The organism is Nonomuraea sp. NPDC050394 (assembly GCF_044459065.1).
In the GTDB taxonomy this organism is placed as follows: domain Bacteria; phylum Actinomycetota; class Actinomycetes; order Streptosporangiales; family Streptosporangiaceae; genus Nonomuraea.
This window is the reverse complement of record NZ_JBITIO010000001.1, coordinates 95,875-118,844: the sequence shown is the minus strand read 5'-3', so window position 1 is coordinate 118,844 and position 22,970 is coordinate 95,875. Positions and strand designations below refer to the sequence as shown.

The window sequence follows — 22,970 nt, the reverse complement described above, 5'->3', positions numbered from 1 at the left end:
GTAATTTCGATCGCGCCACGGCCGCTTGGGCCGGGCGAAACAGAAGGAGACGGCGATGAGGAAGACGGCGACGCTGGCCGGAGCGATGCTGGCGGTGGGGCTGCTGAGTGCCCCTGCCCAAGCGCAGACCACCCCCCACGAGTGCGACAGCGCGATCGGCTGGGTCTCTCCCAACGCCTGCAGCTTCATCAAGCGGCAGGTCGCGTTCGGCAAGGAGGCCCCCGACGCCCTAACGCGAGTCCCGCTTTATCTGGACATCTGGGACAAGGACGCCACCCTCTGGGAGCCGGCCGCCGCCGAACTGCCTCCGACCAAGGGGCTGGCGGAGATCGAAAGGGCGATCACCGGGTCGCTCACCCTCGCCCCCGACTTCCGCTTCCACGGCACGCGGATCGGCGTGGACGGCGCCGCGGTGATGTTCGAGGCGGCCAACGAGGTCACGATCAAGGGACACGCGATCTCCTACCCGGCCGTCTACCGCGTCCTGATGGCCGACGACGGCAAGGTGGTCCAGGGCCGCCGCTACTACGACCGGTACACGTGGTTCACCAAGCTCGACCCCACCGTCCGCAACCTGTTCGCCGGAGTGACCGACACCGGCCCGGCCGAGACGGGCCGCACGCCTGCCATCAGCCCGGACGCGATCGTGGCCCGCGGCCAGGCGTGGAACCGCAAGGACGCCGCCGCCCTCCTCACCCCGCTCACCGGCGCGCCGCTCAAGGGCACGGGCCTGGACGGCCGCGCCATCAGGACGTCCCGGGGCAAGCTGGCCTACCTGAACGCGTTCTTCGCCCAGATCGGCGAACTCCACCTGAAGCCCGGCCAGGCGGTCAGAGCAGGCAATTCCACATACGTAGAGTGGTACGGCACGGTCACCCCCAAGCACGGCCAGAAGATGAGCTTCGGCATCATCGAGCGACTCGACGACCGGTGGGGTGTCACGACGAACTGGCAGCTCAGCTTCGACCAGCTCCCGCTCATCGCCGATCAGCCCAAGATCAACGCCCTCTACGGCCTGCTAAGGCCCTAACCGACCAGTGCCGCCAGCTCCGACCTGGCGGCGATCCCCAGCTTCGGATACGCCTTGTACAGGTGGTATCCGACCGTTCTGGGGCTCAGGTACAGCTGGGCGGCGATGTCCCGGTTCGAGGCGCCGGTGGCGGCCAGCCGTACCACCTGGCGCTCTTGGGCGGTCAGGACGCTCAGCGGATCGTCGGCGCGGCGCGGCGCGGCGGGGACGTCGCCCGTGAGCCGCAGTTCGGCCCGCGCCCGCTCGGCCCACAGGCTCATCCCCAGCCGGTCGAAGGCCGCCAGAGCCCCCCGCAGCTGCGTACGTGCCTCGGCCCGCCGGCGCGCCCGCCGCAACCACTCGCCGTAGAGCAGCCGCGTGCGCGCCTCCTCCTGCGGCTGCTCACCACTCTCGTGCAGCTGTACGGCCAGCGCGAACCGTTCCTCGTCATCGGCGACCAGCGCGGCGCACCGTGCGGCGACGGCCAGCGCGGACGGCTGCCCCACGGCCTCCGCCCACTCCGTGTACCGCCCCGCCAGTGTCTCGGCCACCGCCGTGTCCCGGACCCGCAGCGCGGCCTCGACCCGGTCCGGCAACATGAAGAGGGAGAACGGCGCATAAGCCGCACCCGCCACCGGCTCCATCGCCTTCAGCGCCGCCTCCGGCCGGCCGAGCGCCAGCTCCAGGCGCCCCAGAGCCCACGCTCCCACGGCTCCGCCCCCGCTGCGCCCGCGTTCCTCGTCCCCGAGCTCCGCGTGGGCGAACGCGAGCGGCCCGTCCAGCAGCGCCGGGTCGCCGACCAGCGGCGTGCCGTCCTCCCGCGCCTCGATCATGTCCTGGTAGCGCCCGAGACAGGCCAAGGCCTGCATCCGCGCGTTCAGCCCGACGATCAGCCAGCCGTCCATCCCTCGCGCCCGGCAGTCGGCGACGGCCCGCGCGGCGACCTCGTCGGCCCGCGAGGGCCGTCCGGCCGCCAGCGCCACCTGCGCGAGGAAGAGCCGCCCCGGAATTCCCAGTCCGGAATCGTCGGGATCGGCAAGCAGGCGTTGCATCGACGCCAGCGCCTTCGGCACCTCCCCGCCCATCATCGCCGCGACCCCGAGCGCCCCGCCCACCAGCGGCACGTCCACCGGCGGCATCAGCTCCGCCGCCCGGAGCGCCGGCTCGGCGGCGGTACCGAACCACGCGCAGCGGATCGCCTCCAGATACAGGTAGGCGGCCCGTTCGGGATCGAGCGGCGCGATCCGCCCGGCCCCCGCGACGATCACCCGGGCCGCCTCGGCATAGGCCCCCTGCTGCACGTGCACGTGCGCGCGTACCTGGAGCAGGTGGGCGAGCGCGAGCGGGTCGCCGATGCCGCTGGCCCGGTCGGCCAGCCGGTCGGCGTGCTCGAACCGGCCGCCGTCGCTGGCGGCCACGGCCGCGGCGGCCAGCCGTACCGAACGGAGGTCGGGGTCGGGAGTGAGCTCGGCGGCGCGCTCGTAGGCGGCGGCCATGGCGGCATATCCCGCGCGCGTCTGCGCGCGCTCGGCGACCCGCACCAGCTCGGCGGCCACGTCCTCGTCGGGCGCGGCCGTCGCGGCCGCGAGGTGCCACGCCCGCCGGTCTGCGTGCTCGCGCCCGTCGAGCGCACCCGCGAGAGCCCGGTGTACGGCCAGCGCCGTCGTCAGCGGCACGTTCTGATAGGCCGTGGGCCGGATCAGCGGATGGCGGAAGCTCACCGCCTGACCGGCGACCTCGACCAGCCGGGCCCGCCGCGCGCTCTCCAGGTCCCCGATCCCCGCCCCGAACTCCTCGCAGGCACGCAACACCACGCCCAGCGAGCCGGTGTCGTCGGCGGCGAGCACGGCCAGCACGAGCTGGGCGGCCTCCGGCAGCGCGGTGATCTGCCCCAGGAACGCCTGCCGCACCCGGCTGGTGACGGGGATCTTGGTGTAGGGGGCCAGCCGGCCGGACCGCTGCTCCGGGGTGAGGACGGCGGGCAGTTCGAGCAGGGCCAGCGGATTGCCGTCGGCCTCGTCGAGGATGCGCTCACGCACGGCGGGCGCGAGGTCGCCGGGCAGGAGCGCCGTGGCGGCGGCGCGGTCGACGCCGCGCAGCACGAGCTCGGGCAGCCCGGCGGGCGCGGCGGCGTCCCGGGTGGCGAAGATCAGCGCGATGCCCTCGGCGTCGAGCCGCCGGGCGGCGAAGACGAGCGCGTCGAGTGAGGCCTGGTCGACCCACTGCGCGTCGTCGACGACGCAGAGCAGCGAGCCGTCCCCGGCGATCTCGGCGAGCAGGCTGAGCACGGCCAGTCCGACGAGGAAGCGGTTCTCGGGAGCGAGCGCGCCCAGTCCCAGCGCGCCTCTCAGCGCCTCGGCCTGAGCCTGTGGCAGTGCGTCCAGGCGGCCGAGTTCGGCGTGCAACAGCAGGTGGAGAGCGGCGAACGGCAGCTCGGCCTCGGACTCCACGCCGGCCCCGCGCAGGGTCCGCAGGTCCCCGGCCCGCTCGGCGGCATGCCGCAGCAGCGCGGACTTGCCGGCGCCGGGCTCGCCGCGGATCACCAGGACCCCGCTGTCGCCGTCGCGGGCCGAGTCCAGCAGCCGCTCGACGGCCGTCTGCTCTTCCCCCCGGCCATGCAACATGGGGATGAATCTACCGGGGGCCCATCGCCGCCCCGTACGGTGGGAAAGCGGGTATACCTCCGAGTAACAGAATCGTATTCTGTTGCCCATCCATCCGAGTTGGAGGCGAACTAATGCAGCGAGACCTCTTCGACGACGAGCACCTGCTCTTCCAGGAGACCGTCCGCGAGTTCATGACCCGCGAGGTCCTCCCCCACCACGACCAGTGGGAGAAGGACGGCATCGTCCCCCGGGAGGTCTGGAAGAAGGCCGGGGAGATCGGCATGTTCGGCTTCGCCGTCCCCGAGGAGTACGGCGGCGCCGGCATCACCGACTTCCGCTACAACGCGATCATCACCGAGGAGATCATCAGGACCGGCGCGTCCGGCCTCGGCTGGGGCCTGCACAACGACGTCGTGGCGCCCTACCTGGTGGAGCTGACCGACGAGGAACAGAAGCAGCGCTGGCTGCCCGGCTTCGTCAGCGGCGAGCTGATCACCGCGATCGCCATGACCGAGCCGGGCGCCGGCAGCGACCTTCAGGGCATCCGCACGACCGCGATCCGCGACGGCGACCACTACGTCGTCAACGGCCAGAAGACGTTCATCACCAACGGCATCAACTCCGACCTGGTCGTGATCGTCGCCAAGACCGATCCGGACGAGGGCGCGCGCGGCACCACGCTGCTCGTCGTCGAACGCGGCATGGACGGCTTCAGCCGGGGCCGCAACCTGGAGAAGGTCGGGCTCAAGGCGCAGGACACCGCCGAGCTGTTCTTCGACAACGTCCGGGTGCCGGTGTCCAACCGGCTCGGCCCGAACGAGGGCGAGGGCTTCTTCCAGCTGATGAACAACCTGCCCCAGGAGCGCCTGTCGATCGCGGTGGTGGCGGTGGGGGCGGCGGAAGCCGTACTGGAGATGACGATCGAGTACTGCAAGAACCGCCAGGCGTTCGGCCGCAACATCGGCAAGTTCCAGAACACCCGGTTCGTGCTGGCCGAGCTGGCCACCGAGGTCGAGATCGCCCGCCACTACGTGGACAAGTGCGTCGTGGCGCTCAACAAGAAGGAACTCACGGTCGTCGACGCCGCCAAGGCCAAGTGGTGGACGACCGAGCTGCAGAACAAGGTCATCGACCGCTGCCTGCAGTTGCACGGCGGTTACGGCTACATGATGGAGTACCCGGTGGCCAAGGCGTGGCTGGACAGCCGCGTGCAGACGATCTACGGCGGAACCACCGAAATCATGAAGGAGATCATCGGCCGCTCTTTCGGCTTTTAAGCGGAAAAGTTGGCCATACTGGCCCTATGGACGGCGGCCTGATCCTCCTGGTTTTCCTGGCGTTGCTGTTCGCCTGGGGTCTCAACCGTGTCCGGCGGTCCTTACGGCTGGGCCCCGTCGGCTACGTCGGCGTCATGCTGGTCTTCATCATCGTCATGCTCCTGGTCTGGGGACAGACGATGCGCTAGCCGGGTCGGCCCAGCGGTAGAACGTCGCGCTACCGTCCGGCCCGAGCTGCAGCACCGGGATGTTCTTGCCCACCGGGTCGCCCCCGTCGCCGATCGTGAACGGCCCGCTGGCGCCCGCCAGTGTCAGCGTGCCGCTGGTCAGCACGCTGGCGATGTCCCGCGCGGTCGGCAACTCGCCGGCGAACTTCTCCACGGCCCTGATCGCCAGGTACATGGCGTCGTGGTGCACGATGGCCATGCCGTCGTCCAGCGACTCCTTGGGATACAGGACGCCGTAGGCGGCCGGGCTCTTGTCACCGAAGCGTTCCTTCATGTCGTCGATGACCGGCCCGCCCAGTTGCGTGACTCCCTGAGAATGCGCCAGCGCGGTGTAGAAGAGCCGGATCGCCTGATCGCCCCACATCGGCTGCCTGACCGGCCCGGTCAGCTCGGCCACGTCGTCGCCGCTGATCACCGTGATGCCCCGGTCGGCGCACTTCGCGTGCCGGCTCAGCCCGGCCATCAGCGCAGGCAGGTGGTCCGCGCGGCCCGCGTACAGGACCGTGTTGGCCTCCGAGGTGCAGATGCGCTCCGCGTTGAGCCCCAGCACCGTCCCCGGCGAGCCGGCCCCCGCGTCGAACGTGAGCGTCTCCTCCAGTTCCTTGTCCCCCAGCTCCCTGGTGAAGTGGTCGCCGAGCGTCTTGGTGTAGCTGTCGCCCCGGTTCCGGTCCTTGACCACGGTCGCCCGCAGGACCGGGTTGATGTGCCTGGCCAGCCGCAGCACCGCCTTGGCCTGGTCGCCGTTGAGCGGCGCGACCCTGGCCAGGCCCTTGAACGGCCCGAACTCGTCGGAGGTGATCACCGCCGCCGACATCCCGTACCACCGCTCGCTCAGGTCGGCGACGGACTTGCGCGTGCTCTCCGTGCTCGCGCCCAGCCCGGTCACGGCCACGATGCGCTCGCCCGCCGCCCGCCGTTCGAGGTCGGCGAAGGTCGCCTCCCAGTCGTCCGGCCCGTTGCTCCCCACCAGCACCCTGACGTACGGGGGCGACTGCTCCAGCCGGTTACGCCAGAGCTGGGCCAGATGGATGCCCTGCAATCCGTGCCGGATGGTCTGGCGCGACATCGAGATCTCCGGCACCTCCCCCGACATGGGCAGCAGCGCGACGATCGTGACGTGCGCGTCAGGATGCTTCTTCTCGACCTCGGCGTTCTCCAGCCGGATGCGCTCCATCACCTCGGTCAGGTCCTCGCCGAAGGCGCCGGAATCGTCGGTCAGCGGCGCGGTCCGCAACGTCAAGACCACCGCCACGGTCGCCACCAGCGCCAGCACCGCGACCGAGGCCACCAGGATGATCCGCAGGCGGCGGCGACGGCGCAGGAAGGACTCCTTGACCGGCGATCCATCAGTCCGCGACATACCGGTCCGCCTCCCGCTTCAGCACGGATTTGCTCGCCTTCGAGTGCTCGCGCAGCTCCATCAGGCCGTGCCGGATGTCCTCGCGCCGCCGTCCCGAGGGGTCGAGGAGGGGGTCGTTCCAGAACCAGCGGTCCACGACCAGCGTCCTGATCCGCGCCCTCCAGTCGTCCGGCCCCTCCGCCGAGCCTGTCACCAGCGAGTCGTGCAGGTCCTCCAGATCGCGCTCCAGCGGCAGCCGGTTCGGCGCCGTGGTCACCAGGTTGAACTGGGCGATCCACTCCGGCAGCGCGCGTCGCGCGTCGAGCTCCTCGAACCGCCCGTCCAGCCAGGCGGTCACGCGGGCCAGGTGCCCTCCGGCGTCGCCGGGCCGTACGCGGGCCAGGGCGTGGTAGAAGGCCTCGCCGTCCCTGCCATGGCAGAAGGACTCCAGCAGCTCGTGCGTCCGATCCCACTGCTCCTCACTGAGCCGGTGCAGCAGCAGCCGCCTCAACCAGGGGTGGATGACCGGGCCCAGCTCGTCGTCGTGCCTCAGCCAGAGCGCGTCGGCCAGCAGGTCACGCAGGTTCCGCCGGCCGCTGAGCGCGTTCTCCGCGTCCTCCACGTGCCTCGCCGCCGCCCAGCCGGACAGGTGGTGGAGGTTGGGCAGGTGCAGGCGCTCCGGCCAGCGCAGCACGCCCTTACGGTGGAGGGCCGAGCGGAAGGCGTCGTCGTCGGGCGCGGATCCGGCCAGGTCGAGCAGTTCCAGGGCGGCCTGCCGGTATCCGCCGGTCAGCCGGTCGATCGCGGAGGCGTAGCGTCGCTCGCTGCCGGACGTGGGCAGCGGCGGCATCAGCACCGGGTACCACCACCGGTCCTCGCCCTCACCCCGGCGGGCGAGCCAGTCGGCATGGGCGGCCTCCGGCAGGATGGCCGGTTGCGGCCGGCCGGACGTGCCCAGGCCGGGCCGCGCCCAGGCGCCGCCCACCGGCACCCAGGATCGCGAGGTCGCCACGACCACCAGCGGGTCGTCGCCCTTGGCGAGCTTGAGCGCCTTGAGGAACATCTGGCCGCGCTCGGTCTCGGCGCCCTCCAGCACCAGCAGGCAGTTGCGCGGATGGCGGCCCGGCTTGGCGTATTCCTCACGCAGGTCGGCGAGAAGCGCCCGGCACAGGATCACCGCGGGCGAACCCGCCAGGTCGCCGCCACCCTGCTGGTTCCGCCGGGCCAGGCTCACCAGGTTGCCGTCGGGCAACTGGGCGGTCAGCCACGTCCTGCCCTTGCGGTTGAGCAGCCTGACGGCGATCCGCTTGCGCAGCAGCGCCAGCCGGAGCAGCGACACGCCGCCCGCCAGGAACTGCCCGATCTGCGGCACCATCCCGAGCAGCTCGCGCAGCGGGTCCAGGAACTCCGGCGGGTTCTGCGCCGTGCCGTCCACCAGCCCGTCGAGCTCCTTTTCCACCGCCTGGTCACTGCGCCTGCCCGGCCGCAACGCCAGCACGTGCAGGGTGAACACGACCCGGGGCAGCTTCACGCGCGAGCTCTGCATCAGCCCGTGGGCCACGCGCGCGACGATCCCCGTCACCGGGAGTTGCTCGTCGTCCTGGTCGCGCAGGCTCACCAGGGCACCAGGTGAGGCGGGCTCGGTCACCACGCTGTCGCGGACGTGCCTGGCCAGCGCACTCTTGCCGGTGCCCGGTGGACCGAGCAGCACGATGATCGGCAGCTCCTGCCCGCCTTCGCGCAGCAGGCAGTCGTCCATGACCAGATGTCGCCAGGAATCGTCCACGAAGTGCGCCATCACGTCCTGCCGGCTCGTCAGGCGTGCGTCCCCGAGTGATCACCCACAGTTTACGAGCCGCATCAGGAAAGCGCGCTTGTTTCAGCCGGACTCAAGGATGACGCGGGCCACCAGGCCGGGGTCGTCGCTCATCGGCAGATGCCCGCAGCCCTTGAGCAGCTTCACCCGCTGCCCCGACCACTTGGCCGCGCGCACCGCCTGCCTGCGCGGGAGCAGCCGGTCGTGCTCGCCCCACGCGATCGTGATCGGCGTCTTGGGCGGGGCGGGTGGCATGAGGTTGGTGAACGACTCCAGCGTCTCGTCGAACCCGGCCGCCCCGGCAAGCGCCTGTGTGGCCGCCATCAGCGCGGCCGGCGTCAGCCGGGACGGATGGGCGACCAGAAGGCCCGCCGACATCGCCCTGCCAAGAGGGTTCTCCGCCGCCCTGGCCGCCTGCTCGTACGGCAGCGACCGGGCCGTCGAACGCAGCGCGCGCAGCGCCGTCTGGCACCACACCAGCTCCGAGCGCGACCAGAAACCGGCCGGCGAGAGGGCGGCAGCCGTACGGACGACTCCGCGGGAAGCCAGCTCCAGCGCGATGTAGCCCCCGAGCGAGTTGCCCGCGACGTGCGGCTCGCGCACCCCCATCAGCGCGCAGAAGGACTCCACGGCGTCCGCGAGCGACTCGGCGGTGTACGGCGTGCCGTCCGGCAACCCCGGCGAGACCCCGAAGCCGGGCAGGTCGATCGCGATCACGTCGCGAGCGGCGGCGAGCCGGTCGAGCACCGGCAACCAGGCCTGCCAGTGGTGCCCGATGCCGTGGATGAGGATCAGCGGCGCGCCCGCGCCACGGCGTTCGAAGGCCAGCTCCATGCCGAGGAGTCAACCACTCAGCGGCTGCGCGTGGGAATCTCGAACCAGACCGCTTTACCTTCCCTGGTCGGGCGCGAACCCCACCGCTTGGCGAGCTGGTCGACCAGGTAGAGGCCGCGCCCGCCCTCGTCGTTCTCGCCCGCGCTGCGGATGCGCGGCAGGCGAAGGTCCTGGTCGAACACCTCGACCCAGACCGACTCCTCGCCTCTGCGCAGCCGGAGCGTGAACTCCTTGTCGCCCATCACCTCGTCCTCGAACGGTACGTCCCAGGACTCCTCGAACGGCAGCGGCGGCCCCTCGACCACCAGTTCCCGGCGCGGCACGCTCGCGGTGGCCGCGTGCAGCACCACGTTCGTGACCACTTCGGAGACCAGCAGGCAGGCCAGCTCGGCGCGCTCTTCGGGCACGTTCCAGCCGGTGAAGGCCTCGGCGGCCATCCGCCGGGCTTCACCGACCATGATCGGCTGCGCGGGGAACGTGCGTTCCTCGACGTCCAGATCGATGTCGCTGGAGCGCAGCACCAGGATCGCCATGTCGTCGTCGATCTCGCCGGGCACCGCGACCGTGGCGGCGTCGGCGACCCGCTCGACGTCGTCGCCGGTGGCCTTGGCCAGCTTCTCGCAGAGGATCCCCAGCGTCTCCTCGTCGGTCGGGACGCGGCCGTCGCGGGCGGGGCGGCGATCGACGAGCCCGTCGGTGTAGAGCAGCAGCGCGGCGCCGGGCGGCAGCGTGCGGGTCTCCTCCTTGTAGACCAGGTCGGCGTGCAGGTTCTTGGCCCGCACCCCGAGTGGCTGGCCGACCTCCTCGATGTCCATCTCCAGGCACTGGCCGTCGACCAGCAGCAGCGGTGGCGCGTGGCCGGCGTTGGCGAAGGAGAGCTGGCGCGACCACGCGTCGTAGACGAGGTACTGGCAGGTGACGATCGGCGGGATGCTCACCTCGGTGCCGTTGTCGTCCTGCTCGGGCGTGGCGATGATGCGGGTCCACTCGTCGAGCCTGGCCAGGATGTCGGCGGGCGACTTGTCGTCCTGGGCGAAGGCGCGCAGCGCGGCGCGCAGCTGTCCCATGATGGCCGCTGCCTTGGCGCCCCGGCCCTCGACGTCGCCGATGACGATGCCGACCCGGCCTGCCGACAGCGGGATCACGTCGTACCAGTCGCCGCCCACCTGGGTCTGGATGCCCTGACCGTGGGAGGCCAGCGGCGCCGCCGGGTAGTAGCGGACGGCGATCTCCAGGCCGTCGAGCTGGGGCAGCGCGCGCGGCAGCAGGTGCTTCTGGAAGGACTCGGCGGTGTGCCGCTCCTCCTCGAACAGCAGCGCGTTGTCGATCGCGAGCGCGACGCGGGTGGCGATGGCCCCGACGAAGTCGCGGTCGAAGGCGTCGTAGTGGGGGCTGCGGCGGTCGGTGAGGTTGGACAGCCCCAGGTACATCAGGCCGAGCGTCTCCCCGCGCACGCACAGCGGGGCGACGATGGCGGAGGTCATGCCGACCTCGCCGCACAGCTGGGCGCTGCCCTCGTGGGGGGCCGGGAAGCTGCTGGTGGCGAAGTCCTCGACCAGGATCGTCTCCTGGCGGCGCATCGCGGTGTCGGCGTAGTGGCCGGAGGGGTAGCGGATCTCCGCGCCCACCGGCTTCCACGTGCCCGGCGGCGGGGTCCAGCCCTGGACGTGCTGGGAGACGCGGCGCACCAGGCGCTCGCCCTCCATCAGCTCGATGAAGCAGTGGTCGGCGAACTGCGGGACCAGCATCTCGGCGACCCGCTTCAGCGTCTCCTCGACGTAGAGGGAGCCGGCCAGCCGCTCGCCGATGCGCTCCAGCAGGCCGAAGCGGTCCTTCTCGCGCTCGTTGCTGCGCAGGGCCTCGCGGGCGGTGATGACGATGCCGGTCACCGAGCCGGACGGGTGGCGCAGCGGCACCGCCTGCGCCCGGACGTAGACGATGGTGCCGTCGCCGCGCCGTACGTCGAAGGTGCCCTCCCACACGCCACCCTTGAGCACGTGCTTGGCCAGCTCGATCGCGAGCGGGTGGTCCTTCTCCATGATCCCGAGGGACAGGACGGACGTCTCCCTGCTCGACGACTTGCCGGGGCGGCCGAACAGCTTCTCCGCGAAGGGGTTCCAGTAGAGCAGGTTGCTGAACCTGTCCGTCACGACGACGGCCATCTCCGCGTGATCCAGCACCGACCCGGCTGCCAAGTGATCAGCCGCGTCCGGTGACAGATCCCCCCATCGCTTCATCCGGAGACCACTCCTCGGGGAGGCTTATGCGAAAAGCGAACCACGGGCGCTCCTGCAACAGTCATGGCCGGGGGGAGTGGAGGGTTCTCCCTTGAGGGATTCAACCAAGCAGAAGCTCGCGCGTCAGCGCCTAGAGACGAAAACGTGCGCGGCAACCTCACGCGGAAGTTCCGCGGGAGTTCCGTTCGCGTCTCCGTCACCTGTCACCCGCACACCGTCGTCGCTCGCCGCGAGCGTCACCTCGCGTCCGGGTTGTATCCCAACTTGCTTGAGTTTAAGCATCACAGCGGGATCGCTTTGCACTTGTTCGCTAATTCGCCGCACGACAACCGCCATATCGCGGGGTCCGGCGAGATCGGCCATGGCCTCCAGGGGCTTATCTGCTGCTTCATCCGCTTCGTGCGCGCCGAGCTCGGCCAGCCCGGGGATGGGGTTGCCGTGCGGGCAGACCGTGGGGTTGTCGAGCAGCGTGACCAGGCGGCTCTCCACCGACTCCGACATGACGTGTTCCCAGCGGCAGGCCTCGATGTGCACCTCCTCCCACGGCAGCCCGATGACCTGGGTCAGCAGGCATTCGGCGAGGCGGTGCTTGCGCATGACGCGCGTGGCCAGGGTGCGGCCGAGGTCGGTCATCGCGAGATGGCGATCGCCCTCGACTTTCACCAGGCCGTCACGTTCCATACGGGCGACGGTCTGGCTCACTGTCGGGCCGCTCTGCTGGAGCCGCTCGGCGATGCGGGCGCGAAGAGGGACGATGCCCTCCTCTTCGAGTTCGTAGATCGTGCGGAGATACATCTCCGTGGTGTCGATCAGGCCGTGTGCGGTCAAGGCTCCTCCCATCTTGATGCTACGCCGGTCCGGCGGGGACTGAGCCCGTCCGCGGCGGGCACAGAGGTCAAAGGGAACCCTATTGGGAGAACGACCGACGATGGCAAAGGACGGGAACAATAGTGCGGCCCGGTTCCTTCCCGATCACCGCCGTTGCGAGCGATAGTTCCTGAATCCCGGTACGGCCAGCCCCACCAGCAACACCGCCACCGCGCACGCCAGACCGCCGCCCACCCAGGCCCCGGCCAGCCCGAACACCGTCGCGGTCGCCCCGGCACGCACGTCACCCAGCCGCGGCCCGCCGGCGACCACCACCATGAAGACGCCCTGCAGCCTGCCGCGCATCTCGTCGGGCGCGTAAAGCTGCAGGATCGACTGCCGCCACACCGACGACACCACGTCGGCCGCCCCGCCCAGCGCCAGGAACACCACCACCAGCCAGAGCGACTGCGCCAGCCCGGCGGCCGCGACCGACAGGCCCCAGAGGGCGATGACGAGGACGAGCGCGAGCCCCTGCCTGCCGACCCGGCCGACCCACCCGGAGAACAGCGCGCCCGCGAACGATCCGAGCGCCATGGCCGCGTTGAGCCAGCCGAGCGCCAGCTCCGAGCCGCCGAACCGGGTGGCGGCCAGCTCGGGGAACAGCGCCCTGGGCAGCGCGAACACCATCGCGATGATGTCCACGACGAACGACATGAGCAGCACCGGCGTGACCAGGATGTAGCGCAGCCCGTCCAGGACTGCCCGCGCGCCCGGCCGGGTGACCTCGCCGACGGGCGGCAGCGGCGGCAGCTTGACCGCGGCATAGAGCCCGGCGCTGAACAACACGGCGTCGATCGCGTACGCGGCCGCGAACCCGGAGGCGGCCATCACCACCCCGGCCAGCATCGGACCGGCGACCGCGCCCACGCTGAAGACGAGCGACTGCAGGGCGTTGGCCGCCGGTACGCGCTCCGGTGGCAGGATCCTCGGGATGATGGCGCCCCTGGTGGGCGAGGTGATGGCGAAGCCCGTCGCGTTGACCGCCATCAGGCCCAGGAGCAGGTAGACGTTGCGCAGGTCCAGCAGGGCCTGCAAGAGGATGAGCAGAGTGCTCGCCCAGGCGATGAGCGAGCCGATCAGCAGCAGCTTGCGCCGGTCCATGGCGTCGGCGACGGCGCCGCCCCACAGACCGAAGACGACGAGGGGGATGAGGTTGGCGAGGCTGAGGAAGCCGACCCAGAGGGAGGAGTGGGTGAGCACCCACACCTGCTGGCTCGCGGCCACCACGGTCACGCCCAGGCCGACGTGGGAGACGGTCTGGCCGATCCAAAGCCGCCGGTAGGCGGGGACCTGCAGTGGCCGGGTGTCGACAAGGTACCTTTTGATCAAATCCCCGAATGCCACCTAAGGCACATTAAGGGGCAAGTCTCTCCAGCTCCCAGCCGGGGTGCGCGCGCCGGTAGCGGAGCCGGTCGTGCAGACGGTCCAGCTGGCCCTGCCAGAACTCCATCTCGCTCGGCACCACCAGATAGCCGCCCCAGAAGTCGGGCACCGGCGGATCCTCCGGCCAGCGGTCAGCCAGTTCCTCGTAGCGCCGGTCCAGGTCCTCCCTGGATCGGACCACGGCCGACTGCCTGGAGGCCCAGGCGCCTATGCGGGAGCCGTACGGGCGGGAGTTGAAGTATTCGGCCGAGCGCTCGTGCGACAGCCGTACGACGGAGCCCTCGACGCGCACCTGGCGGCGGATCGGGTGCCAGGGGAACAGCAGCGACGCGCGCGGGTTCTCGGCCAGGTCGCGGCCCTTGCGGGACTCGTAGTTGGTGAAGAAGACGAAACCGTCCTCGTCGTAGCCCTTGAGCAGGACCGTTCGGGCGCTGGGCCGCCCGCCCGCCGAGGCGGTGGCGACGACCATGGCGTTGGGCTCGGGCAGGCCGGCGTCGAGCGCCTCCTGGAACCAGACGGTGAACTGGGCGATGGGGTCGGCGGCGACGTTGGCTTCCAGCAGGGGCTCGCCTTCGTACGAGCGGCGCAGCCCTGACAGCGAGGTGGCATCCACGAGACGGTATTCTTGCGCGCTTGGTGGCGATCCCACACAACCGCCCCCACCAGCGGTGATTGCGTTTCGGCGTGCCCGGAGACGAAGCACTGGACGGCAGGGGGTTAAATTGACGCGCCGGTATCTCGACATCAAGAAAGGGAGGCGGCCGAGAATGTCCGACTTCAAACCCGGCCTCGAAGGCGTAGTAGCTTTCGAGACCGAGATCGCGGAACCGGACAAAGAGGGGGGCGCCCTTCGATACCGGGGCGTCGACATCGAGGAGCTGGTCGGCCGTGTCCCGTTCGGGCACGTTTGGGGCCTGCTGGTCGACAACAAGTTCCAGCCGGGTCTGCCCCCGGCGGAGCCGTACCCGATCCCCGTTCACTCCGGTGACATCCGCGTAGACGTACAGAGCGCCCTGGCCATGCTGGCTCCCGCCTATGGCTTCAAGGCGCTGCTCGACATCGATGACGACCAGGCACGCGACGACCTCGCCCGCGCCTCCGTCATGGCCCTCTCCTTCGTGGCGCAGTCGGCGCGTGGCCTCGGCCTGCCGATGGTGCCGCAGAGCCGCGTCGACGAGGCGAAGACCATCGTCGAACGGTTCATGGTCCGCTGGCGCGGCGAACCTGATCCCAAGCACGTCAAGGCCATCGACGCCTACTGGACCTCCGCCGCCGAGCACGGCATGAACGCCTCCACGTTCACCGCCCGCGTCATCGCCTCCACGGGCGCCGACGTGGCCGCCGCGCTCTCCGGCGCCGTGGGCGCCATGTCCGGTCCCCTGCACGGTGGCGCCCCCGCCCGCGTGCTGCACATGATCGAAGGCGTCGAGCAGCTCGGCGACGCCAAGAAGTACGTCCAGAGCGAGCTGGACAAGGGCAACCGCCTCATGGGCTTCGGTCACCGCGTCTACCGCGCCGAGGACCCGCGTGCGCGTGTGCTGCGCCGTACCGCCAAGGAGCTCGACGCGCCCCGCTACGAGGTCGCGCAGGCGCTGGAGACCGCGGCGCTCGAAGAACTGCACGCCCGCAAGCCCGACCGGGTGCTGGCCACCAACGTGGAGTACTGGGCCGCCGTCGTCCTCGACTTCGCCGAGGTGCCCTCGCACATGTTCACCTCCATGTTCACCTGCGCCCGCACGGCCGGTTGGGCCGCGCACATCCTGGAGCAGAAGCGCACGGGCAGGCTCGTCCGCCCCAGCGCGAACTACACCGGCCCGGCCACCCGCCCCCTGAGCGACGTGCCCGGAGCCTCCGAGGTCGCCGGCCTCATCTGAGGCCTGCTTCGTACGGCTGCCGCCGTGGGCAGCCGTACGTCCGGCCTTCCGGACGTCTCAAATCCCGGACCCGGGCCAAGCCATCCGTCACGGCTCAGTACGCTTATGCAGGTGGCTGACATCGTGATTCCCGCTGACATCAAGCCCGCCGACGGCCGCTTCGGCTGCGGGCCCTCGAAGGTCCGTCCCGAGCAGCTGGCCGCGCTCGCCTCCGCCGGGGCGAGCGTCATGGGGACCTCCCACCGCCAGAAGCCGGTCAAGAGCCTGGTCGGCCGCGTGCGCTCCGGCCTCGCGGACCTGTTCTCGCTGCCCGAGGGCTACCAGGTCGTGCTGGGCAACGGCGGCACCACCGCGTTCTGGGACATCGCCGCCTTCGGGCTGGTGCGCGAGAGATCGCAGCACCTGTCGTTCGGCGAGTTCTCCTCCAAGTTCGGCGCCGTCGTCAGCAAGGCGCCCTGGCTCGGCGACCCGACGATCATCAAGTCCGAGGTCGGCACCCACCCGGAGGCCGTGCTCGAAGAGGGCGTCGACGTCTACGCCCTGACGCACAACGAGACCTCGACCGGCGTCGCGATGCCGATCGGGCGGGTGGGCTCCGACGACTCGCTGGTGCTGGTCGACGCCACCTCCGGCGCCGGCGGGCTGCCCGTCGACATCGCCGAGACCGACGTCTACTACTTCGCCCCGCAGAAGAGCTTCGCCTCCGACGGCGGCCTGTGGATCGCGATCATGTCGCCGCGCGCGCTGGCCCGCGTCGCGGAGATCGCCGCCTCCGGCCGCTACGTGCCCGAGTTCTTCAGCCTGCCGGTCGCCATCGACAACTCGGCGAAGGACCAGACCTACAACACCCCGTCGGTGGCGACGCTGTTCCTGCTGGCCGACCAGATCGAGTGGATGAACGCCAACGGCGGCCTGTCCTGGACCACCGCCCGCACGGCCGACTCGTCCCAGCGCCTGTACACGTGGGCGGAGAAGTCCTCCTTCGCGACGCCGTTCGCCGCGCCGGAGTTCCGCTCGCAGGTCGTCGGCACCATCGACTTCAACGACGACGTCGACGCCGCCGCGGTCGCCAAGACGCTGCGCGCCAACGGGATCGTCGACACCGAGCCCTACCGCAAGCTCGGCCGCAACCAGCTTCGCGTGGCGATGTTCCCCGCCATCGACCCGGCCGACATCGAGGCGCTGACGACCTGCGTCGACTACGTGGTCGAGCGCCTCTGACCCGTCCGCCTGGCCAGTTCCTCCAGGAGGGCGAGCGCGTCGGCGTCCTCGACGCTCTGCGCGAAGCGCGCCAGCACCGGCAGCCTGTCGGTGCTGGCCGAGAGGGCCTCGAGCATCAGCCTGGTGACGTGCTCGTCCCTGGTGTGCACCGCCGCGTACCTGAAGGCGTTACGGTACGGCGTGCGGACCAGCAACCCCTTCTTCAGCAACCGCTCGGCCACGGTCTGAACCGTGGTGTAGGCCAGCGCCCTGTCCTTGTTCAGCCTGGCCAGGACTTCCCTGACGAGCAGCGGTTTGCGGGCGTCCCACAACACGTCCATGATCGCGCGTTCCAGGGATCCCAGGGTTGCCACAGGAAACATTCTTGCCGGAAAACCCGCGCGGCGACCAGTGATGTCGATATTCCGTAAAGTTGTGCGAGAACGCACGCACGTGACGGGGGTTGACCGGAGTGACGTCCCATCCCAGACGGCCGTTAGGCCTGGGGTACCTGATGTTTGCCAGCCGCTGGCTCCAGCTGCCGCTCTACCTGGGGCTGATCGTGGCGCAGGGCGTCTACGTGTGGCAGTTCCTGGTCGAGTTGTGGCACCTGATCCAGACGGTCGCCACCGGTGATCCTGGCCATTCGCCGGTCGCGGCGAGCTTCGCCAGGCTGACCGAGGGCGCGGCGCCGAGTATGGAGGTCATCGTCATGCTCTCCGTGCTCGCGCTGATCGACGTCGTGATGATCTCCAACCTGCTCATCATGGTCATCGTCGGGGGCTACGAGACGTTCGTCTCACGCATCAACCTCAACGGGCATCCCGACGAGCCCGAGTGGCTCTCCCACGTCAACGCCAACGTGCTCAAGGTCAAGCTGGGCACCGCGATCATCGGCATCTCGTCGGTGCACCTGCTGCAGACGTTCATCCAGGCGCGCTGGATCCCCGACAACAAGATCATGTGGCAGACGTTCATCCACCTGGCCTTCGTGGCCTCGGCGATCGGGCTGGCGTGGATCGACCGGCTGCTGTCCCACTCGCCCGCCGAGCGGACCAGGGACCTGGTGCACTAGTAGGCGGTGAGGGAGTTGCGGCGCCGGCGCAGCACCCACGCCGACACCACTCCGGCGATGAGCCCGAACAGGTGGCCCTGCCAGGAGATGCCGGGCTGGTTCGGCAGCACGCCGAGCAGCATCGAGTAGTAGGCGATCGCCACGCCGACCGCGATGACGATGTCGAGGATGCTGCGGTCGAAGATCCCGCGGGCCACCACATAGCCGAAGTACCCGAAGATGAGGCCGCTCGCGCCCACCGCGACGGTCCCGATCGGGGTGGTCAGCCAGGTGCCCAGTCCGCCGATGAGGATGATCAGCAGGCTGGCCGCCGCGAACCGGCCCAGCCCCCGCACCGCCGCCAGGAAGCCCAGGATGAGCAACGGCAGCGAGTTGGCCATCAGGTGGCCGAAGCCCACGTGCAGGAACGGCGCGAACAGGATCCCGACCAGGCCCGAGGGCTGCCAGCCGGCGATGCCGTAGTCGTCGAGGTTGGCCGGCAGGACGTAGTCCGCGACCTCGATGGCCCACATGGCGGCGACCGCCACGACAAGCAAGATCACGGCTCCCGCGGCTTCGGCGAGCGTGCCACGGAAGCGGGACCGTCCTTCGGGCTGGCCGTTCATGCGCGCTCCTGCGGGGTCGACTGACTTCTCTTTTACCGTACGCAGGAATCGCCACGCATGCGTAGAGGGCCCTCTTCTCAATGGAGAGAGGACCCTCTGTTCTATTCGCCCTTCCAGTTGGGGGCGCGCTTCTCGGCGAAGGCCGCGGCGCCCTCCATCGCGTCCTTCGAGCCGAACACCGGCCCGACGATCGCGCCCTGCTTGGTGAACATCTCCTCCAGGGACCAATCCTGCGACTCGATGATCACCTTCTTGGTGGCCGCCAGTGCCAGCGGGGCGTTCGCGGCGATCTTCCCGGCCAGCTTCAGCGCCGTCTCAAGGGCGCCGCCCGCCGGGGTGATCCGGTTGACCAGGCCCAGCTCGTACAGGCGGGAGGCCGGGTAGTGGTCGCCGGTCAGGGCGATCTCCATGGCTACGTGGTAGGGGATGCGCCGGGGCAGCCGCATGACGCCGCCGGCGCCGGCCACCAGACCGCGCTTGGGCTCGGGCAGGCCGAACTTGGCCTCATCGGAGGCGACGATCACGTCGCAGGACAGCGCCAGCTCGAACCCGCCGGCCAGCGCGTACCCCTCGACGGCGGCGACCAGCGGCTTCTTCGGCGGAGCCTCCGCCAGGCCGCCGAAGCCGCGCCCCTCGACCACCGGGAAGTCGCCGGACAGGAAGCCCTTGAGGTCCATTCCTGCGCAGAAGGTGCCACCCGCCCCGGTCAGGACGTAGGCGGAGATGTCGGAGCGGGCATCGAGCTCGTCAAGAGCCGCGGCGATGCCGCGGGCCACCGCGCCGTTGACGGCGTTGCGGGCCCGCGGCCGGTTGATCGTGATGACGGCGACGTTGCCGGATTCCTCGACGAGAACCTCAGAGTCAGACACGCGACCTCACTTGGGCTGGAAGCGGATGCCGCCGTCGAAGCGGACGACTTCGGCGTTCATGTAGTCGTTCTCGATCAGCGAGCGGACCAGGTGGGCGAACTCGTCGGGACGGCCCATGCGCTTCGGGAAGACCACCGGAGCCACCAGCTTGGCCTTGAACTCCTCCGAGTTCGGCGAGAAGCCGTAGATCGGGGTGTCGATGATGCCGGGGCAGACCGTGTTCACGCGTACGCCGATCGCCGCCAGGTCGCGCGCGGCCGGGACCGTCATGCCCACGATGCCGCCCTTGGAGGCGGAGTAGGCGAGCTGACCCGTCTGGCCCTCCAGCGCCGCCACGGAGGCGGTGTTGATGACGACGCCGCGGTGACCGTCCTCGGAGGCGGGCTCGGTCTTGGCGATGGCGGCGGCGCCGATGCGCATGAGGTTGAACGTGCCGATCAGGTTCACCTCGATGACCTTGCGGTAGCTGCCGAGGCTGTGCGGCGCGCCGTCGCGGTTGACGGTCCGCTCGGCCCAGCCGATCCCGGCGCTGTTCACGATCACACGGACCGGCTTGCCGGTCGCCACAGCGGCGTCCACCGCCGCCTGCACCTGCTCCTCGTCCGACACGTCGGTCTTGACGAAGACTCCGCCGAGCTCGTCGGCGATGGCCTTGCCGCGCTCCTCGTTGAGGTCGGCGATGACCACGGTCGCGCCGTGGGCGGCCAGCTCGCGGGCGGTGGCCTCACCGAGGCCGCTGGCACCGCCGGAGATGATTGCTGCAGATCCGTTGACGTCCATATCCCGGACCCTAACCCGACAACCGAATGAAGTTCTACTCGGGGTGGGTTAATTCGCGGTCACATGCCGCCGACGGCGCTGTCGACGTCCGAGTAGACCTTGATCCGCCGGTCAAGACCGGTGGTACGCAGGATGCGGGCCACGGGCGCCTGCGGGGCGGCCAGGGACACGCCGCCGCCCTCGCCGGTGGCCAGCCGCCACGCCTCGATCAGCACCGACAGCCCGCTGGAGTCCATGAACGACAGCTGCTGCAGGTCGAGCACCAGCCGCGCGCTGTCCTGCTTGATGGCATCGCGCACCTCGTCACGCAGGAAGGGCGCGGTGAACAGATCGAGTTCACCCTCGACGGCCACCACCACGGCATCGCCCATCGAGTGTCGCGCAAGCCGCAGCTTCATGTTCGGCCCCTCCTCGATGAGCCACTGTACTTGGACATCCCCGATAAGCGGGCATGCACAAACTACGATCAGCCCTTATGCGAGGGGATGAGGCGGAGCCGGGCGTTCAGCTGCCCTCCGCGCCGATGAGCCCTCTGCGCGCGGTCCTGCGGCGCATGGCACTGGCCCTCGGCGTGCTCGCCGCCATGTTCCTGCTGGTGGCGGTCGATCTGGGCGGCTACCACGACAACGCCGACGGCTCCGTCTCGCTGCTCGACGCCCTCTACTACGTGACCGTCTCGCTCTCCACCACCGGATACGGCGACATCACCCCGGTCACCGACACCGCCCGGATCATCAACATCGTGGCGGTGACGCCGCTGCGCGTGGCCTTCCTGGTCATCCTGGTCGGCACCACCCTTGAGGTGCTCACCAAGCGCACCCGCGACGTCTTCCGCATCAAACGCTGGAGGTCCAGGTTGCACGACCACACGCTGATCATCGGCTACGGCACCAAAGGCCGCTCGGCGATCCGCACACTGCTGGAGAACGAGCGCACGAAGGAGTCGATCGTGGTCATCGACCCGGTCCGCGCGCTGGTCGAGGAGGCCACGGCGGACGGGTTCGCGGGAGTGCAGGGCGACGCCACCCGCAGCGAGGTGCTCAACCGCGCCGGCATCAGGACGGCCGCCCAGGTCATCATCGCCGTCCAGCGCGACGACACCGCGGCCCTGGTCACGCTCACGGCGCGCAGCCTCAACCCGTCGGCGACCATCGTCGCGGCGGTGCGGGAGGCCGAGAACGACCCGCTGGTCAGGCAGAGCGGCGCCGACGTGGTCATCACCTCCTCCGAGGCGGCCGGCCGGATGCTGGGCGTGGCGACGCAGAGCCCGGCGATCAGCGCGCTCATCGAGGACTTCCTGGTCTTCGGCAAGGGCCTTGACCTGTACGAACGCGCCGTCACCGCCGATGAGGTCGGCAAGGAGCCGGCCGAGTGCGACGGCATGGTCGTCGCCGTGGCCCGTGGCGGCGACCTGCTGACCTACGCCGACCCTCAGGCCCAGACCCTGCAGGCCGGGGACCGGCTGATCATCATCCACGTTCCGCGGGTATAGCGAAGCCGTACGGCAGCTCAAGGCGGTGCGCGGCGAGCAGGCCGGGGTCGGCGAGCAGCGCGCGCGTGGGCCCGTCGGCGGCGATCACGCCGCCCGACAGGATGAGCGAGCGCTCGCACAGCTCCAGCGCGTACGGCAGGTCGTGCGTCACCATGAGCACGGTCACCTCCAGCGCGCGCAGGATCTCGGCCAGTTCCCTGCGCGCGGCCGGGTCCAGGTTGGACGACGGCTCGTCCAGCACGAGGATCTCCGGCTCCATGACCAGCACGGTCGCGACCGCCACCCGCCGCCGCTGGCCGAAGGATAGGTGGTGCGGCGGCCGGTCGGCGAACTCCAGCATGCCGACCCGGTCGAGCGCGTCCTTGACCCGGCGTTCGAGCTCCTCGCCGCGCAGGCCCGCGTTGGCGGGGCCGAAGGCGACGTCGTCGCGGACCGTCGGCATGAACAACTGGTCGTCCGGATCCTGGAACACCAGGCCGACGCGCTGGCGGATCTCCTTGACCGTGTCCTTGCGCACCGGAGTGCCCGCGACGGTGACAGTGCCGTGCCCGGCGGTGAGGATGCCGTTGAGATGCATGACGAGCGTCGTCTTGCCGGCGCCGTTGGGCCCCAGCAGCGCGACCCGCTCGCCGCGCCCGACGGCCAGGTCCACCCCGAACAACGCCTGCGTCCCGTCGGGGTAGGCGTAGGCGAGGTCCTTGACCTCCAGCGAGTAGTTCACAACGCCATCATCCCCAGTACGGCCAGCGCCCCGCCGGGCAGCGCCAGCGCGATCGCCCATTGCCGCACGCTCGCCGAGATCTCCTGCACGACCGGCATCCGGCCGTCGTACCCCCGGCTCAGCATCGCCAGGTGCACCCTCTCACCCCGCTCGTAGGAGCGGATGAACAGGGCCCCGGCCGAGCGCGCGATCACCGGGATGTGCCGCATGTTGCGCGCCTCGAACCCGCGCGACTCCCTGGCGATCCTCATCCTGCGCATCTCGTCCACGATCACGTCCATGTAGCGCAGCATGAACATGGCGATCTGCACCAGCAGCGACGGCACCCGCAGCCGCTGCGCGCCCATGAGGACCGCCCGCGGCTCGGTCGTGGCGGCCAGCAGGATCGAGGCGACCACCCCGAGGGAGGCCTTGGCCAGGATGTTCCAGGCCGCCCAGAGACCGGGCACGCTCAGCGAAAGCCCGAGCACGGTGGTCCGCTCCCCCATCCCGATGACCGGGATGAGGAAGGCGAACAGGACGAACGGCAGCTCGATCACCATGCGCCGCGCGATGAACGCCGGCGGCACTCTCGCCACCGCCGCCACCGCCGCGAGCAGCACCGCGTAGCACCCGAACGCCCAGAACGCCTCGCGGGGCGTGGCCACCACCACGATGGCGAAGGCCAGGACCGCGAGCAGCTTGCACTGCGGCGGCAGCCGGTGCACGAGCGAGCCCCCCGGCCGGTAGAGCTGGTGGTGGTGGCCCGCCCCCATG

At 70.3% G+C, this 22,970-nt stretch carries 22 protein-coding genes; 7 read left to right on the top strand and 15 right to left on the bottom strand.

Annotated features, from left to right (window positions below; genetic code table 11):
- The first annotated feature begins 55 nt into the window (after window positions 1-55).
- Window positions 56-1,030 (top strand): nuclear transport factor 2 family protein, encoded by a 975-nt coding sequence (locus ACIBKY_RS00685; protein ID WP_397093361.1) that lies wholly within the window; start codon window positions 56-58, stop codon window positions 1,028-1,030.
- On the opposite strand, the gene ACIBKY_RS00680 is transcribed toward ACIBKY_RS00685, so the two are convergent.
- Complete coding sequence (locus ACIBKY_RS00680; RefSeq protein WP_397093360.1) at window positions 1,027-3,633, bottom strand: AAA family ATPase; 2,607 nt, start codon at window positions 3,631-3,633, stop codon at window positions 1,027-1,029. The two genes, ACIBKY_RS00685 and ACIBKY_RS00680, sit on opposite strands and share 4 nt — an antisense overlap.
- Before the next feature lie 113 nt (window positions 3,634-3,746).
- Between ACIBKY_RS00680 and ACIBKY_RS00675 the strand changes: the two genes are divergently transcribed.
- Both ACIBKY_RS00675 and ACIBKY_RS00670 read left to right on the top strand, forming a co-directional pair.
- The gene (locus ACIBKY_RS00675; RefSeq protein WP_397093358.1) at window positions 3,747-4,892 is read left to right on the top strand and encodes an acyl-CoA dehydrogenase family protein; all 1,146 of its coding nucleotides are present in this window, start codon (window positions 3,747-3,749) and stop codon (window positions 4,890-4,892) included.
- A gap of 26 nt (window positions 4,893-4,918) precedes the next feature.
- Complete coding sequence (locus ACIBKY_RS00670; protein WP_379614647.1) at window positions 4,919-5,080, top strand: hypothetical protein; 162 nt, start codon at window positions 4,919-4,921, stop codon at window positions 5,078-5,080.
- Here ACIBKY_RS00670 and ACIBKY_RS00665 read toward each other — a convergent pair.
- The 7 genes from ACIBKY_RS00665 to pdxH all read right to left on the bottom strand — a co-directional run bounded on the left by ACIBKY_RS00665 (window position 5,046) and on the right by pdxH (window position 14,211).
- Window positions 5,046-6,479: a hypothetical protein gene (locus tag ACIBKY_RS00665; RefSeq protein ID WP_397093356.1), complete on the bottom strand. Its 1,434-nt coding sequence runs from the start codon at window positions 6,477-6,479 to the stop codon at window positions 5,046-5,048. The two genes, ACIBKY_RS00670 and ACIBKY_RS00665, sit on opposite strands and share 35 nt — an antisense overlap.
- Window positions 6,466-8,244 (bottom strand): hypothetical protein, encoded by a 1,779-nt coding sequence (locus ACIBKY_RS00660; RefSeq protein WP_397093355.1) that lies wholly within the window; start codon window positions 8,242-8,244, stop codon window positions 6,466-6,468. The genes ACIBKY_RS00665 and ACIBKY_RS00660 overlap by 14 nt, the downstream gene beginning before the upstream one ends.
- 93 nt (window positions 8,245-8,337) lie before the next feature.
- Window positions 8,338-9,108, bottom strand: coding sequence for an alpha/beta fold hydrolase (locus ACIBKY_RS00655; RefSeq protein ID WP_397093353.1), 771 nt, complete (start codon window positions 9,106-9,108; stop codon window positions 8,338-8,340).
- 17 nt (window positions 9,109-9,125) lie between these two features.
- Window positions 9,126-11,345 (bottom strand): SpoIIE family protein phosphatase, encoded by a 2,220-nt coding sequence (locus tag ACIBKY_RS00650; RefSeq protein WP_397093352.1) that lies wholly within the window; start codon window positions 11,343-11,345, stop codon window positions 9,126-9,128.
- Window positions 11,346-11,468: 123 nt separating this feature from the next.
- Window positions 11,469-12,173, bottom strand: coding sequence for a metal-dependent transcriptional regulator (locus tag ACIBKY_RS00645; RefSeq protein ID WP_184958140.1), 705 nt, complete (start codon window positions 12,171-12,173; stop codon window positions 11,469-11,471).
- Between the two features lie 144 nt (window positions 12,174-12,317).
- A complete protein-coding gene (locus ACIBKY_RS00640; protein WP_397093350.1) occupies window positions 12,318-13,559 on the bottom strand; it encodes an MFS transporter in 1,242 nt (413 codons plus the stop codon).
- A gap of 10 nt (window positions 13,560-13,569) precedes the next feature.
- Window positions 13,570-14,211: a pyridoxamine 5'-phosphate oxidase gene (gene pdxH, locus ACIBKY_RS00635; protein WP_397093348.1), complete on the bottom strand. Its 642-nt coding sequence runs from the start codon at window positions 14,209-14,211 to the stop codon at window positions 13,570-13,572.
- Between the two features lie 154 nt (window positions 14,212-14,365).
- Here pdxH and ACIBKY_RS00630 point away from each other — a divergent pair, with 154 nt between their 5' ends.
- The gene (locus tag ACIBKY_RS00630; RefSeq protein WP_379614659.1) at window positions 14,366-15,472 is read left to right on the top strand and encodes a citrate synthase 2; all 1,107 of its coding nucleotides are present in this window, start codon (window positions 14,366-14,368) and stop codon (window positions 15,470-15,472) included.
- 105 nt (window positions 15,473-15,577) lie between these two features.
- Window positions 15,578-16,693 (top strand): phosphoserine transaminase, encoded by a 1,116-nt coding sequence (serC, locus tag ACIBKY_RS00625; protein WP_397093347.1) that lies wholly within the window; start codon window positions 15,578-15,580, stop codon window positions 16,691-16,693.
- Here serC and ACIBKY_RS00620 read toward each other — a convergent pair.
- Complete coding sequence (locus ACIBKY_RS00620) at window positions 16,672-17,046, bottom strand: BlaI/MecI/CopY family transcriptional regulator (RefSeq protein WP_397093346.1); 375 nt, start codon at window positions 17,044-17,046, stop codon at window positions 16,672-16,674. The genes serC and ACIBKY_RS00620 overlap by 22 nt on opposite strands.
- 140 nt (window positions 17,047-17,186) lie before the next feature.
- Between ACIBKY_RS00620 and ACIBKY_RS00615 the strand changes: the two genes are divergently transcribed.
- The gene (locus tag ACIBKY_RS00615) at window positions 17,187-17,747 is read left to right on the top strand and encodes a TIGR00645 family protein (RefSeq protein WP_397093345.1); all 561 of its coding nucleotides are present in this window, start codon (window positions 17,187-17,189) and stop codon (window positions 17,745-17,747) included.
- Here the strand turns inward: ACIBKY_RS00615 and ACIBKY_RS00610 are convergent.
- The 4 genes from ACIBKY_RS00610 to ACIBKY_RS00595 form a co-directional block, all read right to left on the bottom strand.
- Entirely contained in the window at window positions 17,744-18,352 is a 609-nt protein-coding gene (locus ACIBKY_RS00610) for a rhomboid family intramembrane serine protease (protein ID WP_397093343.1), read from the bottom strand. The two genes, ACIBKY_RS00615 and ACIBKY_RS00610, sit on opposite strands and share 4 nt — an antisense overlap.
- Before the next feature lie 101 nt (window positions 18,353-18,453).
- Window positions 18,454-19,221: a crotonase/enoyl-CoA hydratase family protein gene (locus tag ACIBKY_RS00605; RefSeq protein ID WP_397093341.1), complete on the bottom strand. Its 768-nt coding sequence runs from the start codon at window positions 19,219-19,221 to the stop codon at window positions 18,454-18,456.
- 6 nt (window positions 19,222-19,227) lie between these two features.
- A complete protein-coding gene (locus ACIBKY_RS00600) occupies window positions 19,228-20,001 on the bottom strand; it encodes an SDR family NAD(P)-dependent oxidoreductase (protein ID WP_379614671.1) in 774 nt (257 codons plus the stop codon).
- Between the two features lie 59 nt (window positions 20,002-20,060).
- A complete protein-coding gene (locus ACIBKY_RS00595) occupies window positions 20,061-20,399 on the bottom strand; it encodes an STAS domain-containing protein (protein ID WP_184958158.1) in 339 nt (112 codons plus the stop codon).
- A gap of 77 nt (window positions 20,400-20,476) precedes the next feature.
- Here ACIBKY_RS00595 and ACIBKY_RS00590 point away from each other — a divergent pair, with 77 nt between their 5' ends.
- The gene (locus ACIBKY_RS00590) at window positions 20,477-21,493 is read left to right on the top strand and encodes a potassium channel family protein (protein WP_397093340.1); all 1,017 of its coding nucleotides are present in this window, start codon (window positions 20,477-20,479) and stop codon (window positions 21,491-21,493) included.
- Here the strand turns inward: ACIBKY_RS00590 and ACIBKY_RS00585 are convergent.
- Together ACIBKY_RS00585 and cbiQ are read right to left on the bottom strand one after the other, a co-directional pair.
- The gene (locus ACIBKY_RS00585) at window positions 21,471-22,214 is read right to left on the bottom strand and encodes an energy-coupling factor ABC transporter ATP-binding protein (protein ID WP_397093339.1); all 744 of its coding nucleotides are present in this window, start codon (window positions 22,212-22,214) and stop codon (window positions 21,471-21,473) included. The two genes, ACIBKY_RS00590 and ACIBKY_RS00585, sit on opposite strands and share 23 nt — an antisense overlap.
- A complete protein-coding gene (cbiQ, locus tag ACIBKY_RS00580) occupies window positions 22,211-22,969 on the bottom strand; it encodes a cobalt ECF transporter T component CbiQ (RefSeq protein ID WP_397093337.1) in 759 nt (252 codons plus the stop codon). The genes ACIBKY_RS00585 and cbiQ overlap by 4 nt, the downstream gene beginning before the upstream one ends.
- Between the last annotated feature and the right edge of the window lies 1 nt (window position 22,970).